Annotated in this window: 13 protein-coding genes; 4 read left to right on the top strand and 9 right to left on the bottom strand. The window is 39.9% G+C overall.

Features of this window, described 5'->3' with window-relative positions; genetic code table 11:
* Positions 1-786: 786 nt before the first annotated feature.
* The 8 genes from IEX29_RS03935 to IEX29_RS03970 all read right to left on the bottom strand — a co-directional run bounded on the left by IEX29_RS03935 (position 787) and on the right by IEX29_RS03970 (position 11,786).
* A complete protein-coding gene (locus tag IEX29_RS03935; RefSeq protein WP_188733218.1) occupies positions 787-4,452 on the bottom strand; it encodes a cobaltochelatase subunit CobN in 3,666 nt (1,221 codons plus the stop codon).
* Positions 4,453-4,531: 79 nt separating this feature from the next.
* Positions 4,532-6,379 (bottom strand): VWA domain-containing protein, encoded by a 1,848-nt coding sequence (locus tag IEX29_RS03940; RefSeq protein ID WP_188733219.1) that lies wholly within the window; start codon positions 6,377-6,379, stop codon positions 4,532-4,534.
* Positions 6,376-7,308 (bottom strand): magnesium chelatase ATPase subunit I, encoded by a 933-nt coding sequence (locus tag IEX29_RS03945; protein ID WP_229720079.1) that lies wholly within the window; start codon positions 7,306-7,308, stop codon positions 6,376-6,378. The genes IEX29_RS03940 and IEX29_RS03945 overlap by 4 nt, the downstream gene beginning before the upstream one ends.
* A gap of 17 nt (positions 7,309-7,325) precedes the next feature.
* Positions 7,326-8,108, bottom strand: a complete 783-nt coding sequence (locus IEX29_RS03950; protein ID WP_188733220.1) for an ABC transporter ATP-binding protein — start codon at positions 8,106-8,108, stop codon at positions 7,326-7,328.
* Positions 8,105-9,109 (bottom strand): FecCD family ABC transporter permease, encoded by a 1,005-nt coding sequence (locus tag IEX29_RS03955; protein WP_188733221.1) that lies wholly within the window; start codon positions 9,107-9,109, stop codon positions 8,105-8,107. The genes IEX29_RS03950 and IEX29_RS03955 overlap by 4 nt, the downstream gene beginning before the upstream one ends.
* Positions 9,102-10,103 (bottom strand): ABC transporter substrate-binding protein, encoded by a 1,002-nt coding sequence (locus IEX29_RS03960; RefSeq protein WP_188733222.1) that lies wholly within the window; start codon positions 10,101-10,103, stop codon positions 9,102-9,104. The genes IEX29_RS03955 and IEX29_RS03960 overlap by 8 nt, the downstream gene beginning before the upstream one ends.
* A 289-nt stretch (positions 10,104-10,392) precedes the next feature.
* On the bottom strand, positions 10,393-11,292 hold the full coding sequence (locus IEX29_RS03965) for an NAD(P)/FAD-dependent oxidoreductase (RefSeq protein ID WP_188733223.1): 900 nt from the start codon (positions 11,290-11,292) through the stop codon (positions 10,393-10,395).
* 167 nt (positions 11,293-11,459) lie between these two features.
* Positions 11,460-11,786: a magnetosome magnetite crystal formation protein family gene (locus IEX29_RS03970; protein ID WP_188733224.1), complete on the bottom strand. Its 327-nt coding sequence runs from the start codon at positions 11,784-11,786 to the stop codon at positions 11,460-11,462.
* Positions 11,787-12,131: 345 nt separating this feature from the next.
* On the opposite strand from IEX29_RS03970, the gene IEX29_RS03975 reads away from it, so the two are divergent.
* From IEX29_RS03975 to IEX29_RS03985, 3 genes are all read left to right on the top strand, one after another.
* Entirely contained in the window at positions 12,132-14,195 is a 2,064-nt protein-coding gene (locus IEX29_RS03975) for a HelD family protein (protein WP_188733225.1), read from the top strand.
* Positions 14,196-14,240: 45 nt separating this feature from the next.
* The gene (locus tag IEX29_RS03980) at positions 14,241-14,759 is read left to right on the top strand and encodes a hypothetical protein (RefSeq protein WP_188733226.1); all 519 of its coding nucleotides are present in this window, start codon (positions 14,241-14,243) and stop codon (positions 14,757-14,759) included.
* 272 nt (positions 14,760-15,031) lie between these two features.
* Positions 15,032-15,463 carry a hypothetical protein gene (locus IEX29_RS03985; protein ID WP_188733227.1) on the top strand — a complete coding sequence of 144 codons (432 nt, stop codon included), beginning with the start codon at positions 15,032-15,034 and terminating at the stop codon, positions 15,461-15,463.
* Positions 15,464-15,695: 232 nt separating this feature from the next.
* On the opposite strand, the gene IEX29_RS03990 is transcribed toward IEX29_RS03985, so the two are convergent.
* Positions 15,696-16,130, bottom strand: coding sequence for a small multi-drug export protein (locus IEX29_RS03990; RefSeq protein ID WP_188733228.1), 435 nt, complete (start codon positions 16,128-16,130; stop codon positions 15,696-15,698).
* Between the two features lie 124 nt (positions 16,131-16,254).
* Here IEX29_RS03990 and IEX29_RS03995 point away from each other — a divergent pair, with 124 nt between their 5' ends.
* Positions 16,255-17,061, top strand: a complete 807-nt coding sequence (locus IEX29_RS03995) for a MerR family transcriptional regulator (protein ID WP_229720080.1) — start codon at positions 16,255-16,257, stop codon at positions 17,059-17,061.
* Positions 17,062-17,144 lie beyond the last annotated feature (83 nt).

The raw sequence follows: 17,144 nt of genomic DNA on the forward strand, positions 1-17,144 counted from the left end.
AATCCTCTTACTAATGGAATGGAAATTGTGTATAGCTCCGCTCCGCCCCCCCACTCCGCTTTCCATGGGGACGGCTTCAGCTAACTTGAAAAGAAAACCGCTTTTCAAGTGGATCTTCAGCTCGTCCTGTTCCCATAGGAGCCTTCGTGGTTGGTCTGCGCTCAGTTAGGCTTCTACAGCTAATGAAAGGAATCATAGCCTGATGGAGTTGGATGAAATCATTGCTTTTGCTTGATGGAAAGATTATTTCAGCACTTCAAATGGTTGAATTGGCAATTTAAATGATGACCCAGCATGGATAGTAAATATCCGGAATTGTTTTCATGAATAGAGAGTAATCATAAAAGAATATTTTATCGTGAATCAGGAAAAATGTTTTATCTGATCTACTTTCTATTTAGTCAGCTGGTATAGAGCACTCCTTCTAGCGGAGGCGGACCGTTTTGACTCCTGAGGGATTAGCATCATCTGAAGATCCACTTTTGCCAAGTGCTCTTCTTGGCAAAAGTTAGCTGAAGAGCATGCCCCTAGGAAAGCAAAACGGTCCGACGCAGCGGTGGCCTTACATGGTACCTTCTTTCTGGATAGAGTTTATGCTTTGTCAAGAGATAGATGGAGGAACAATCAACACCTGTCTCTATGATAGGCAAGTTATTTTTTAAGGTGCGAAAGTTGAGTTATATATTACCAGCCGAGAATTGAAAATCAATTAAAATCATTGATAAAGCACCCAACCATAAAAATGATTGGGTGTTATTTTATTCCTTTGAATAGCTTCGTCAAACCTTATTCCATTGAAGCTTCTGCCTCCAAAAATGCATCCCTTAAAGCTTGCCATTGTGACTCAGAAGGCTTCCAATACCCCCGCTCTGACACTTCAACTAAGGTGCCTAGCAAGTCATGATAGGCATGCGGATTTGCCTGACGGATTTTTTCCTGTAATGCTTTATCCTCTACATACGTATCATGCACATGGGAGAATACCCAATTCTCTACCTTGTTTGTGGTCGCAGCCAGACCCAATAAATTCTCTGTGTGCTTTGCCATCTGCTGTACACCATGATAAGGATGCTCCAGCAAGCCTTCTATCCATTTCGGATTGGTCAGCCTTGTTCTGACTCCCCGATTAATCGCATGCTTTACGTCTTCTGTATGAGGCGTTTGCTGCGTTGTATCGGTTATATAAATATCAACACGTTCACCTTTTGCTTTTTCAATCGATTTCGCCAATCCACCAAAGAAATTATAGTAATCATCGATATCCGTAATTTCATATTCATGACTGGCCCGCAGCTGGGAAACGATATCGGTTGCTTCCATGTGGAGATCATATAAATCAGGAAAGCTTTCTCCTCTTCTTAATTTACTATAGACATGCTGGGCATGATGCTTGTACATCTCACCAAGCTCTTCTTCATCTGTCCAGCTGCCATCCTCAATCATATGATTAATACCGGTTCCATACTCACCGGAAGCCGGTCCAAATATCCGTGATGCGGCTAAATCAAAAGCATCCTTTTTCTCATAGCCTTCACTTAACAGCTGTTCCTGTACCTTTAATGTAAAAGCCTTAAAATAATTATCTTTTTCCAGTTCATCTGCACGTGCCAGCTTTTCAAATAAATCATTCAAAGCATCAATAACATTCGGAAATAAATCCCGGAATACTCCGGACATACTGATGGCAACATTCATTCTCGGTCTCCCCAGCTCAGAAATGGGAATAAGTTCAAATGATGTACTTGCTGCTTGTGAATGCTTCACTGCTTTTGCTCCGACATATTCTAAAATTTGTCCAATTGTCTCCCCCTGCGTTCGCGATATTTCAATACCCCAGAGCACACAGGCCACGGTATGTGGAATTTCCCCGTTAGCTTCCTGGTATTGCGCAATGGTTGCTTTGGCAATTTCAGCACCTCTTACAACCGCTGAAGGGCTTGGTACAGATCTCGGATCAAATTGATACAAATTAGTCCCCGTCGGCAAAGATTCTGGATTTCTATAGATATCACCTGCCAATTTTGCAGGCAGATAGCCTCCATTTAACGCTTTTATAATAGAGGATAGCTCCTCTGTATTTCTGACCCTGTGATAAATACTTTCCCCATACGCCAAAATATCAGCAAATGCTGCTGCAAGAGCATTTCCCTGCACATCAGGTAAATGCCTGGATTCTATATAATCCTTTAATAAAACAGCTGCTTCTTTTTCCAGTTCTGCTTCATCATCCATCAATGCCGGTCTTAATTGAGATATCAGCTGTTTCAATGTGCTGCCCTTATGCTCTCTGCGCAGCGTATATACTGTATGAAGAATTGCGTCTTCGTGCTTCAATCCTTCTCCGATAATATGCAAGCCATATGGAATTAAAGCATACTGCATCCTTTGCAGCTCCTGCTCTATATCCTCCAATTGCTGTTTGGAAAATCCATTTTTATCTGCTATTCCCTGGATTTCCTTCCATATTTCTTCACAGCGCATGGGATCAAGCTGTTCCGCTTCCCGGTATTCATGAATCAGATGCTCAATTTCTTCATAATCACCATAGAGCCCTCCATCTCTGAATGGAGGTGCCTGATAACTGCTCAGCACTGCATGTGTCCGGCGCTTGGCAAGCATTGCCTCAGAAGGATTGCCGATATAATAAAAATAAAAATGCGGCAGTGACTGTACCAGTTGATCCGGATAACATCCAGAGGACATGCCATTCTCTTTTCCAGGCAAATATTCCAGTGTCCCATGCGTGCCAATATGTACAATCGCATCGGAATGAAACTCCTTCTCCAGCCATGTATAAAAAGCCTGGTATTGATAATGCGGCGGCACGGACTGATCATGATAATCTGCTGATGAATCCTGATCTGCCCCGCCTCTGCTTGGCTGTAATCCAATGAAAACATTACCGTTGATAAACCCTGGTATGAAAAAATCTTCGTCATTCGTCATTATTTCGCCCGGGTATGCTCCCCAAGTGCTCTTCATCCGTTCCCAATCTTGATTATTGCTCCAATCTTCTTTTGCCTTTAAAACTGGATAACGTAATCTCTGATCTGCATCTTTATCTACTCCCCAGCTTGTTTCATTAAACAGCTGACACTGCCGAAACCTCTTCTCGAGTTCTTCACCAGTCATTCGTTCCACCTGGTATCCTTCGTCAGCCAGTTTGTTTAATAAAGCCGAAATAGAACTGAATGTATCTAAAAAAGAACCGCCAAACAGGTTTCCTTCCCCAGGCGGATAATTATACCCGATCAAAGCAACCCGCTTCTGACTGTTCTTTGTTTTACGCAACTGCAGCCAGCGCCCGATACGATTCATGAAATAATCGACACGCTCCTCCATAAGAACAAGTTCTTTTTTCTCAAATTGGTAGTTTTCATCGAAGCCTGCTGATTGGATAGCTGCAATGGGATAAGTCTCAACTGCACCATCCAACTCCGGCAAAACAATGTTCACCATCGCTTCGACAGGCGAAAGCCCTTTTGCTTCCTCCCATTCCGCTAATGTCGTACGTGTCAGAAAGAATGGATGAAGCATAGGAATATCCAGCTTCTTCAGCCAGTCCGTTACATCCTCTCTGTCTCCTCCCCTTGGTCCTGAACCAAGACGGAAACCGATAAAATTCACAATCAGCTGTATGTCATCCAGTATTCCGGTAAATAATCGTTCCAGATTCTCCAAATCGATCTTCATAATACTTGTTAAGCCGACGGGAATAACCGTAGCTACAGGTCTTAAACGTTCCATAAGCTCTGCAATGACATCTGCAGATTTTACTCTGGCTTGAGATGCAATGTAGAAAAAAACAATCTTCGGCTTTGTGGCATCCTGTTTAGAATCCTGCAGGAATGCCTCTGCACTGCTGTAATACTCGCCTGTTCCCGGATCGATGATCCCTGTCTTTTCTGCATAGCTGGGGGCCTTCGCTTCAGGTACATCTGTATCACCATAAAGATTGGCCGTAAAATAGATGAGCTCCTTCCAATTTGCACTACCGGATGCATGCCAATAGCTTTTTATCTGCTCATAATTTTCTATCGCCTGCTCCTTTAATTCACGCTCTAGCTGATTCAACTCCTTCGATGGTTCAAACAAAGTCAGCTCTCCCGATTGTGGTTTAACCTGAATATCCTGTCCTCGTAATGCGCCAAATCGAATGATTTTCTCCCACTTCGATCCATTCATCATCAAAGTTATTTGATCACATTCGGAAGCTTCACATATTTCTGCCATTTTCATGACCACTTCATTTTCAACTCCGTGTGGATCATAGATAAATAGATTGGCAGACTGGCAGGCACGTTCAAATCTTGTCCATTGTTCTGCACTTAACGGTTCCTCGGTTAAAAATAAAGAAAGTCTTATCTCTGGATAAGCTTCCTTTACCTTCTCATGGGCTTTTGCTGCATCGGCCAGTGTACCGGATGAGGCAGTTGCAAAAATAATATGCACGGATTTTTTTCTCCCCTTCCTTTATTTTCGTAAAATTTTGTCGCGGTTCTATTCAGCGAAGGATGAAAAGAGCTTTGCTTTATCTGCGCCCTTCTAATGGATGCAGCCTGCTTTGCACTGCTTTTGCAATATTTTTATCTGTTAAAGTATCCAGTGACAGGTACTCCCCTTCTATAACAGCTGCGAGCTCCTCTGCCAGGCCAAATGCGTTTCTCCCGCTTTGTGTATCAATGACTGTCACCGGGAGCTGTTCCTGTGCAATTCTTTTAGCAGTCTGATAGGCTTCGCTCCTCGCCTGTGCAGCAGTACCGCCCGGTTTCAAAGTTTCATTGGCATTCCCATCTGTCAAAATAACAAGATAAGGCATCCCCTGTTTGTTCGCACGTTTTTCTTTTTCACAGAGTTTTAACGCTTTTTCCAGACCGGCTGCCAGAGGTGTTTTTCCGCCGGTAGGTATTTCTCCAAGTTTTCGCTTTGCCTCGGCAAACTTATTCGTAAAAGACAATACCTCTTCCGATTCCGTCTTTCGGAAGGTAACCATACCAATACGATCTCTTTTTTGATAAGCCTGCTGAAATAATTCCATAATAGCCCCTTTGATAACTCTCATGTTTTTTTTCGCTGCAATGGAACGGCTGGCATCCACTAAAAACAGAATGGTAAATCCCTGCTGCTTCTCCTTTAATTTGTAGCGTATATCCTCTTTTTCAATTGCCAGTTTCATTCCTTCAGGAGGAATACGAACCTTCATATATGGAGCCGCCGCTGTCAGTGTATGATATAAGGAAATTGCTTCAGCAGGTCTCTGCACTGCCCGGAGCATTCGTCCATTACCTCCTGCAGAAGTACCCTCCCGATGTTTTCCATTCCCGGAAGATGGATAGGTATGTTGTTTGGAGAAAAGGAAATCCGACTGCATTTTCAATGATGCTATCACCTGGTCCACTTCTTCCTCAGAAACCTCTGTAATAATTGGATTATCTTGCGGCGCTTCATTTGGAATAGAATCACCGGAGGCTTCCTGATCCTGTCCGTCATAATCCAGCGGGTTTTCTTCATTACCGGAAGATGGATGACTATGACTCGTATCCTCCGAACTATTCATAGAAGATTCCTCATTTACCTGTTGCTCTGAATTCTCCGGATTAGTAGATTCCTGCTGCTCTCCCATTCGATGAGTGAGTGCATACCCTGCTGCTTCCTCAATATGCTTCGGCTGCACAGACTGATCCGAATCCAAGGCTGCCAGTGAACGGGCTGTTTCAATCAAATCCATATCAGCTTCCTGATTTTTGCAGCCTGAACGTATAACAACTTCAACTGCCAGCTGCAGCATCTTTTCAGGAATTTGAACAGAGGACAATCTATCCTTGGCTTTCTTTAATTCTTCTTTTGTATATTCTTGCTCTGGGTTACCCCGGGATACTAGAATATCTTCACGCTCTGATACTTCAAGAACAGGAATCAAACGGACACATAGTTTTGCATGCTTTAACAGCGATGTATCCTGCATTTCCTGGTCAAGACAATAAAACCACTTCGACGTGGCAGGATAATGAAAGTCCTGGTAAAATGACATCCCCTTATTTTTCAGCAATTGTACAACTAAACGCTGGTTATTTTCTGGCATCAGGGCAAATTGATCTGTAATAACCACCTTTGCCTGATGGAGAATACTTTGATTGTTCGGCTTCCCTATGTTCTGAGAAAATAAGGCGATTTCTTTTTCCCCCAATAATTTTTCAGTTGTAATATGGGAAGGAATAATCACTGCATCCTCTTTGGAAAAGTAAGATAAAACCATTTGCAGCAAAGTTGTTTTTCCAGTTCCCCTTGCCCCGGCAATACAGACCCGATCCAAATAAGGATTTATAAGCGCTGCCGCAATGCCGCGCTTTGCTTTCGCTTGACCAATCAGACATTTCATTGATTATCGACAACCTTATGATTTAATAGCTCAGTCAATTTCTGACCGGAAGTATTCTCTTTCAAAGGATCCTGTAATAAACGGTGCGGCAATGCAAGCTCTGCCGCTTCATAAATGTCCTCCAGCTGTACCTCTGTACGCTGCTTCCATGCCGCCAATGTCTGAGCAGCAATAATAACAGTTATATCAGCACGGTGGCTTTCAATGCCCAGTTCAATAGATAAATCAGCTACAGCCCGTAGAAGATGATCATTAACCTCAACAGCTGGCAAAAGCTCTTTCGCATGCTGTATTTGGTATGTAAGCTGATTTTGATCCTGTTCATATTTTGTCTCAAACTGCTCCTGATTCTGTTCAAAATTCAAACGGCGGCGGACAACCTCCATGCGTTCTTCGACATTTTTCTCACTTTCCACATCCACACATAAACCAAATCGATCGAGCAGCTGCGGGCGAAGTGAGCCTTCCTCCGGATTCATCGTTCCTACTAATACAAAACGGGATGGATGCTCATAGGATACGCCTTCTCTCTCAATCCGGTTAACTCCCATTGCGGCGGTATCCAAAAGAATATCAACCAGATGATCTTCCAGAAGATTCACCTCATCGACATATAAAATATTTTTATCCGCTTTTGCCAATATTCCCGGCTCCAGCTTCTTTTCTCCCGTTTTTAGAATGTGTTCCATATCCAATGTTCCTACCACGCGGTCTTCAGTTGCACTTACCGGCAGATTAACGACAGATGTATTTGTCAGCACATCTGCCAGTGCCCTTACAGCTGTTGACTTTGCTGTTCCTTTTTCACCCTGGATTAATACACCTCCAATTTTGGGATTAATTCCATTTAAGATTAATGCTTTCTTCATTTTGTCTTGCCCTACAATTGCCGTAAAAGGATAATTTTTCACATTCAACCTTCTTTCCAAAAATCATATACGATTATTTAATCTTTCAGCGGCTTCATCACAATTCGCAATAACTCATTATCTTGGTCCTCATAGATATCTGCCTGGACATTGAAAACATCCTTAAACATGCCCGGATTCATCATTTCTTTTGGAGTACCCTGTCCATAAATACGTCCTTCTTTAACCACAATCACTTCATCCGAGTAAACAGCTGCATGATTGAGATCATGCAGAACCATCACAATGGTTACATTTTGAGTCTTTTGCAATTGGGTTACGATTTCCAGCACATCCAACTGGTGTGAAATATCTAAGTATGTTGTTGGTTCATCCAAAAATAAGACTTTCGGCTGTTGAGCCAGACAAAGAGCTATCCACGCCCTTTGCCGCTCACCTCCAGACAGCTGAGAAACGTTCCGCTTTCTCAGCACTTCTAATTTTGTAAGCTGAATAGCTTCATCAATAATTAACTGATCTTCTTCATCCAGTCTTTGAAACATCGATTTATGCGGCGTCCGGCCATATGAAATCAATTGTTCAACTGTTAAATCCATTACATCATTCACTTGAGCAAGCAAAGCCAGTTCTTGAGCCACTTTTTTTGGCGAAAGCCGGTAAAGGTCTGCCTGCTTCCAATATACTTGGCCATGATCAGGCTTCAACTGACGGGAGAGTACATGCAGCAGGGTGCTTTTCCCCGAACCATTCGGCCCGATAATGCTGTAAATACGTCCTTCCTTCAGTTCCAAGTCTATTTGCTTTAATACTTGTTTATCAGAAAAGGAATGAGAAATGGAAGCAGCTTCTAATGAACTCATACCATTTTCCTCCTTAGTAAATATAGAAAAAACGGTGCTCCTATTGCGCCCATAATAACACCCACCGGTACTTCAATCGGTGCAAATATAATACGGCCCAAAGTATCAGAGGCCGTCAGGATTGCTGCTCCTAAAAAGATAGAAGCAGGCAGAAGTACACGGTAATCATTTCCAACAATTAATCTCGCGGTATGAGGAACAATTAGACCTACAAATCCCAATAAGCCAACGACACTGACAGCACTGGCAGCTAACAGCGTAGCAACAGCAGTCATAGAAAAACGAATCCATTCTACTCTGGCTCCCAGACTCTTAGCTGTCCGGTCCCCCAGCATTAATAGATTCATTTTTCGGATACCGATAATCGCAAGAAGGATTCCAATAATAGAATAAGGCAGAATCATTTCCACCTGCGGCCAGCTTCTTGCACTTAAACCGCCAACCATAAAATCAATTGTTCCCTGCACTCTGTCACTGTAAAAAACCATCAAGGCGGATATACCGGAGCCTAAAAAAGCAGAGATAGCAACGCCAGCCAGGATAATCCTGGTTGGCGCAATTCCTTTTTCCCAGGCTAAAGCATACACCGTAAATGCCACAATGGTTGCACCGATAAATGCAACTGGAGTCAGTATATGAGGCAGATGCGGGTACAGTATTAATACAATCATCCCAGCTAAGCCAGCTCCACTGGACACTCCGATAATATATGGATCAGCCAGCGGATTTTTCATAATTCCTTGGAGCAGTACACCGGCTACTGCCAGATTGGCTCCTACCAGGATAGCAACAAATGTACGTGGAACCCGGATATTCCAGATAATATTTTGAAAATCACTTTGGATATCTCCTGTAAAAGTTGTCCAAATATCTTTTAAGGGAATATTTGCCGATCCAAATTGGATACTGAAAATCGTTGAGATTACCATTAAAGCAGCAAAAATGACAACAATAAATCCTTTCCAGCCGGCTCTATCTCTTAATGCTTCTTTTTTACTCATTCCCAAACACTTCTGGGTAAACCATCTCTGCCATATCCTGCATCGTATCCGCATAATCAAAGCCAGGATTGGATAGATATTTCTCGGAAGGGACGATATGGACATTCCCTTCCTGTACTGCTTTTAGTGAACTCCACGCTGGATTCCCTTCTAAATCCTCTGTGATTGTTTCCTTTCCAGCCTCTTCACTTCCATGGATTGTCATCAGGATATAATCAGGCTGCTTCTCAGCGATTGTTTCTAAACTGTATGGCGCCGAGGTCTGCGAATCCGGACTTGCCTCCATATCCTTTCCAATGTTATTTACATGAAGTAAATCGCCAATCTCCAGTGCTGTTGTGTTGGCTCTTTGAACAGAAACACTTCTCGGTGTAACATTCAGAACCACAATGGATGGTTCTTCACCACTTGGCAGCTTGTCCTCTATTGCCTGCATCTGCTCTTCTGTTTCCTGTAATTTCTCAGCGGCAAGCTCTTCCTTCCCTAATATCTCTCCCATGAGTGTTGCCATTTCTTTCACATCGTCAAAAGAACGCATATCTAATAAAGCAAAAGGTATATCACTGTTGTCCATAATTCCTTCTAAATCCGCATGAAAATTCGGAGCTCCTATAACGAGATCTGGTGAGAGAGCCACCAATTCCTCTGTATTTATCTGATTCACTGTTCCTAATTCAGGTAAATCCTCTGCCTTCTCTGGAATAGGTATACCGCTTGTAGACATTCTTCCAACTGCCTCCCCATCCAGATCATAAATTAATTTCAGAAACTCTGGAGCTAGAACAACAATTCTCTCCGGCTGGCCATCAAGAACTACTTCTCTATCCATACTATCTGTAAAAGATATTTCTTCTGTTGTATTATCCTGACTTTCCTCTCCAGTCTCTTCCGTTGCAGAGGTACCTTCCTCCTGCTGACAAGCTCCCAGCAAGAAAACTGCAAATATAGCAGCTGTAATTCCTATAATTCTATTTTTTAGTAATAATTTCCCCAAAGTAAATTCCTACCCTTCCTTAACGATTACGATTTATTAATTAAAAAAAAGACTGTGTTTGTTTATGTAGTTATGCTACCGCTAAGCCGCCACTTCCTTTCTACTAAACTAATTTGTTAAAAAAACAAACCGTAATGATTACGTATTATATCATTTTTTTATAAAGTTGCAACCACTTTTGTCATTTTTTGCATGGTGCAGCAAAATAGATAATGAGCAATAAAGCTGGTTAAAGAAAATACACCCTCTTTTTATACGACAGATCTAAGAGGGTGTATTGATAATTAAATTATTTAAAATTTTCTTCTACAAAATCACTGATTACTCCTATTGCGGCTTTACTTCCTTCACTTGCGGCAATAACCAGCTGCGGCGGGCCGGCGGCATTGTCTCCACCAGCATAAATTCCTTTGATACTTGTACGTCCATACCCATCCGTTTTAATTCCGCCCATTTCCGTCAGTTCTAATCCCAGACGTTCAGCAAAAGGGGCAGCCTGCTCCATTTTGGCAGAGATAAATCCTGCCTCCTTGTGAAGCTCCTTCCCATTTTTAAATTGAATCGTTTTTAATTGCCCGTTTTCTCCTTGCAGCCGTAAAATTTCATCATCTATAATCTCAATTTGCTTTTGCGCTAATATATCCCTTTCTTCAGCGGATAAGCTCTCTTTTCCATTGGTGCAGACGACAATATCCTTATTCCAATTGGAAATCATCTTCACACCATGAAAAGAAAATGCTCCATCAGCAAGAAAGACCAGCGGAGTATCCTTCAGCTCCCAACCATCACAGAAGGGGCAGGCAAACAGACTCGTTCCATAAAAATCATGAATTCCATTAATATCGGGCAATACATCCTTCAATCCTGTAGATAGAATAATAGTCTTAGCTTCATAATCCTTTCCCGCTTCTGTATGAATATGAAAAACAGAGTCAGCAGGCTTAATATCCGTCACCCGTTCTTTTTGAATCACGATACCAGGATACTTCTTTAAATCTGCATGCGCCGCTTTCCTGAACGCAGCAGGCTCAATACCATCTCTGGTAATAAAATTATGAGATTCCTGTGTAACAGCATTGCGTGGTGTATCATTATCCAATAAAATAACTTCTTTTCTTCCTCTGCCCAGGACGAGGGAAGCATTTAATCCTGCAGGTCCTCCCCCGATAACAGCACAATCATATAACAATATAGTCTCCTCCTTGTTTACGCAGAATCTGTTTTGCGTAATTTCATCACTATATCGTAATGATTACGATTTATCAAGTTTCATGATTTAAAAAAGGAATCTATATAAAGATGTCTCATCTCCTCAATAGATTCCTTCTTCACTAGTATTTTATTGTCAGCTCCGTGTTAAGCAGTGAGAACCTTAATACCTTTAATAATATTCCAGATAAAGTAATAAATATCAATAACAAAGCAAACAACTGTCGCAATAATTGTTGTTATGAGCAATCCTCCATTTACTTCACCTGCCCAAATTTGTCCCATTCCAATGGTAAAAATGATGGTTCCTGCGATAATCGTTGCAATAATTGGAACAAGATGTGTCCATAGCGCTTTTTTTGCATGTACTTTTGTTTCTTCATCTCCAAGAATCCAAACAACAATTGGAAATAAAAATGGGGCAAAAAAGATACTAAAATAACATAATGATGATAATAATTTATTTCCTTCCATTCCGCATACTCCTTCAATAATTCTTTCTCGACAAAATTCTACATGGAAATAAATTTAGCGTCCATGATAAAGGCTTTTAATTTTCATACTGGATTCTGGATAAGTAAAACATAACTTTCTTTCGTGAAATTTTACTCCCTTCCCCATTTAAAAAGTTTTCATAATAAGCCGAAAAAATACCTCAGGAGATAAGTTAATCTCCTGAGGTATTTTACATTATATGTAATTTCTGTTTCTTGGCATGACTGTATTTAATAGTATACATGAACGGAATATATAAGTCTATATTTTTCTTTATTTCATTGCTAAAATAAACAAGACATTCGAGTTAAGGAGGGTTTCGCAGTGCAATTTGAACAAGAAAAAGAGCGTTTATCCAAAGCATTGGCAGTTATCAGCAAACAATATGATCGTTTAGCTTCCATACCTGAATACCTTGGTGATGATTTCACCGAAAAAGTACTGGAAGATAATCGAAGGCGATTAAGAGAATCTTTAGCTATTGCTAAAAAAGAACCTTACTTCGCCCGGCTGGATTTTAAAGATGAAGAAGGAGAGAAAGTAAAAGTCACTTATATTGGCAAAGCCGGTGTTTTTGATGAGAGTACGGGAGATGTACTGATTACTGACTGGCGTGCGCCGATTGCCAGCCTGTTCTACGGCTTCAGCGGAAGTGAAGATGACGTCTATTATCAATCTCCAGACGGCATCGTAGAAGGTGAAATCTACTTAAAAAGAAATATTGTCACTTATGACCGGGAGCTGCAAAGGGTGGTAGACCGGTACATTCGTGGAGAACAGGAATCATCAGGGGGAGATGAATTTTTATTATATAAGCTGGAGGACCAAAAGGATAACAGACTGCGTGACATTGTTGCCACTATCCAGGGAGAGCAGAATGAAATCATCCGTTATCCTCTGAACAAGGCTGTTATTATCCAGGGAGTTGCCGGCAGCGGGAAAACAACGGTTGCTCTTCACCGGTTAGCCTATCTTTTATATGAATACCGGGAACAATTAACAGCACATCGGATGATTATTTTTGCACCAAACACCATCTTTCTTGATTATATTTCACAGGTGCTGCCTGAATTAGGCGTCGGAGATATTGTCCAAACCACTTTTCCAAAATGGGGTATGACCTCCATTATTGATGATCCAAAGTGTAAACTGGAATCTCTCAGTGAAAGGAGAAAAGCATTTTTTGAATCAGAAGCAGCCGGTCAGGATAACTGGAAAGGCTCCTTGGAATTCCAAAAGCAAGTCCGGGAGCAATTATCAAAGCTGGAAAAAGAGTGGCTGCCTGAAGAAGATTTTATCCCCTGGGAAAATAAACAGGGTGTTCCACTGGAAAAAATTAAAAACTGGATAGAAACAGATTTTAAAGATAACCCTGTCACTAAGAAATATGACAGACTGAAAGCAAAGTTAACGCGCTGGGTGGAAATTGAAGCGAAAATGTATGAAGAGAAAAAAGAACAGGAGCAAGCCAGTAAAGATGGCAAAAAGGAATTACGAAGATATTTACGGAAATGGAAAAAAAGAAAACCTTATGAACTGTATGCACAAATCTTAAAAAATATGGGAAGAAAAGACCTACTGCCGCCGAAGGATAACATAACCCTGGACGATCTGGCTCCCCTGCTTGATATCCATGATTATTGGTATGGAATAGAAAGAGACGAAAAGTTTGATCATGTTGTCATTGACGAAGCGCAAGACTTTTCTCCCTATCAGGTATCTGTATTAAACGCGCGTACAAAAACAGCATCCTTTACAATATTGGGTGATTTAGCGCAGGGTATCCACAGCAATGAAGGTATTGATGAGTGGGATAACTTTATCGATCTTTTCGGTACATCCCGTGCAAAATTCTTCCAAATGACAAAAAGCTACCGATCCACCTATGAAATTATTGCGTTTTCCAACATCATTCTCAGTCATCTCGCCAATCGCCCTGCCTATGCTGAGCCGGTATTCCGAAGCGGTGAGGATGTTCATATTCAGCAGGTAAAGGCAGAAGAAAAATCAGCAGAAATCATAAGCTGGGTTCATAGGATGAAAGAGCAAGATATGAATACGATCGCAGTTATTTTAAGATCTGAGGCAGAATGCAATGAGATTTATCCAAAACTGAAAGAAGAAATTCCCGATCTGACAATGATTACAACAGAAGATAAATCGTACGAGGGCGGGATCTCCTTATTGCCTGTGTATGTATCAAAAGGGCTGGAATTTGATTCTGTTTTAATGGTGGATGTTGATGAGGAGCATTATCCCGAAACAGAGCAAACCATCAAATTGTTATATGTTGGCTGTACAAGGGCACTGCATCATTTATCTGTTATTTACAGCGGGAAAGCATCGAAGCTGATTTCTAATGGACAGACACTGATTTGGAGTGTGTAAAGAAGGATTTTAATTTATATAGCTGTCTTCACGGTTTATTTCTATATGAGTGAATACAGCTCCGGATTTTATAAAAATTATATATCAATTAAAAATGCACGAAGAAATTCTGTTATTTCCAAAATACTGATGCTTGGTATATTCACACTATTGATGTTTTTTATTATGCTAATTGCAGACTTTATTGGAAGATCACTATTTTTCCAAAATCCTTCTATTGGTGATCTCGGATACTTCACTAAACTGCTGATGGGACAAATTTTACTTCATTGGGCTTTTTCTGCTGTTGTATTGTGTGCAGCAATACATATCAAAAGTGCAATTCCTGGCATTGTAATTGGAATCGTTCTGGGATTAAATATCATTGGAACAATTGCATCTGCACTGGAGTCAATAGTCAGTGATACGAACCTTTCTTCCTACTTACTGGTTAATACGATTGTCACTATCATGGATTTTAATCATACTGCTGATGTTATGCATGTAGCTGGTGTGGCAATCATTTTTCTATTGTTGTTTTCTATCGTGGCTGTTAAATATAAAATGAAAGAAGATTTAAGATAAATTTAGCTATTCTTCCATAACAAGGATGTAAAATAGCTTCAATTCTCTTTTTTCTACAATAAATTTGAAGAAAACTCCATCTATTTCAAGCTGTAAAATCACTTTTTCACCATGTGCTGATATTTTCTGTCTGTGTTAAAATGATGTTAATGAAACAAGCTCACACAGGCAGATTTTTTATACTTTATCTCTTAAAGTTTTCACGCTTTGTTAAAGTACAAAGAAAGTTTAAGCTGGCAGCTTAAACTAAATAAAAAAGGAGAGGTGATTAAATGGAGTTTGAAGAGGAAGTACTAAAGCTGCTGGGGGAATTAAACCACAGACAAATAAGCTTTGAAAAAGAGGTTTATAATCAATTTAAACGGTTAGATCAACACTTTAAACAAATAGATCATCGGTTTGAAGGTATGGACAAACAATTTGAACAAATAGATCATCGGTTTGAAGGTATGGATAAACGCTTTGAACAAGTAGATCATCGGTTTGAAGGTATGGATAAACACTTTAGCCGATTTGAAACAGATTTAGCATCTGTAAAAAAGAGAACAGATTTGACGCATCAAGAAGTATTATCCATACGTGAAGATATGACAATGAATAAAGAAAATGAGAATAAAATGAAAGAGGAACAAGAATACCAATTAAATAAATGGGTAGATCTTGATCGACGTGTTGAAAAATTAGAAAGAAAAATACTATCTTAAAAATTCATATATACCTTAAAGACGCTCTAATGTGGGGGTCTTTTTTATTTTAGCACAGATTTTATTTTAGCTTATATGCTATGCAGGATTGTGTAAATAAAGCCTTTGTATTTTTCACACGAAAAAAATCTAAAAATGAACGAGTATCACAACATTCTCAACATACAAATCCACATATTCTGCAGATTTACATACTGCAGAATATGTGGATTTGTATTTCTGATATACCCAATCAGCTTACAAACTCAACACCATAATACGTTAGAGCAGCAATAACAATACCATAAATCAAAATACTGCCCCCAGCAGAGACGAATAACTTCAGCTTATTCATTCCAATCCCATTGGCAATTACTGCTACTGCCCAAGAACCAATGATAGGTGTAAGCAATACAACAACCAACGGTCCTTGCTTTTCTATTCGATACTTATACTTGCTGTTTGCTAATTTATCCAGCCACTTCTTAATACGTTCCGATTTTGCAAGTAGCCGATAGAAAAAAGCAATCATCGGAACCGGAAGGAAATTTCCAAATCCTGACCAGATAATTGAAGAAACTGCATCTAATCCCATCACCATCGAGGCGGGTATTGCAACATATATCTCTAACATAGGAAAAAATCCCATGAACCATGCAGAAGCTGCCAGCCATAAATAATTCAACATAAATATATTCCCCTCATTCTCTTACACTGTATGTTCTTATTTCCTATAGTATAATATAAAGTATATGGTTACCGTACACTCAAGTGAAAAGCTGGTGAAAAATATGGACTCTTCCAAAAAACTGATGACAACTGGAGAATTCGCGGATTTATGTGATGTGAAAAAGCAAACGCTTTTTCATTATGATGATATTGGTCTGTTAGAACCTGAGTATAAAAACAAAAATGGCTATCGCTATTATTCCATTCAACAAGCTGAAGCTTATAGCATGATTGATATGTTAAAAGAAATTGGGATGTCTTTAGCAGAAATTAAAGACTTTTTACAATCCAAAAACCCAAAGAAAATTACTGATTTATTAACAGAAAAAGAACAACTGGTAGACATAAAAATCCGGAAAATGGAGCGTATACAGCATCTTATTAAAAATCAGAAAAAACAAATTGAAGAAGCATCACAGTTAGACCTTGATCAATTCACTATCGAAACTATGGAAGCAGAACAGATTGTATTAAGTGAAAACATTTTAAATTACTCTCATAAAGACATTACAAAAATGATTATATCGTTTATGAAATATGTGAAGCAAGGCGAAATCAATGTGGAAAATTGGGGGGCTCTTATTCGCCAGGAGCAAATAGAAACGGGAGATTACTTAAATTATTCCAATTTTTATTTGCGTGAAAATCAGCTCCATTTAACAGAAACATTTATTAAAAAAGCCGGCAAATATGTGATTGGTTATCATAAAGGCAGCTATATAAATACGTATAAAACATATGAAAAAATAAAAGATTATTTAGATATGGAAGAATATCATATTTGCGGTGACAGCTTTGAAGAATACCTATACCTCATGGATGGAATCAGCTTGGACGTGGAAGCAAATTATGTAACAAAGATAATGATTGAAGTGGAAGAAAAAAATTAGTACCTAAAACAGCTTGCTACATTCAAAGCTTAATAAGAGGTTGATTGATAAAACTTGACAATCCGTTAGGACCAAATATAAAA

Origin of the sequence: Oceanobacillus neutriphilus, assembly GCF_014645515.1 — a bacterium.
Lineage (GTDB): Bacteria > Bacillota > Bacilli > Bacillales > Amphibacillaceae > Oceanobacillus > Oceanobacillus neutriphilus.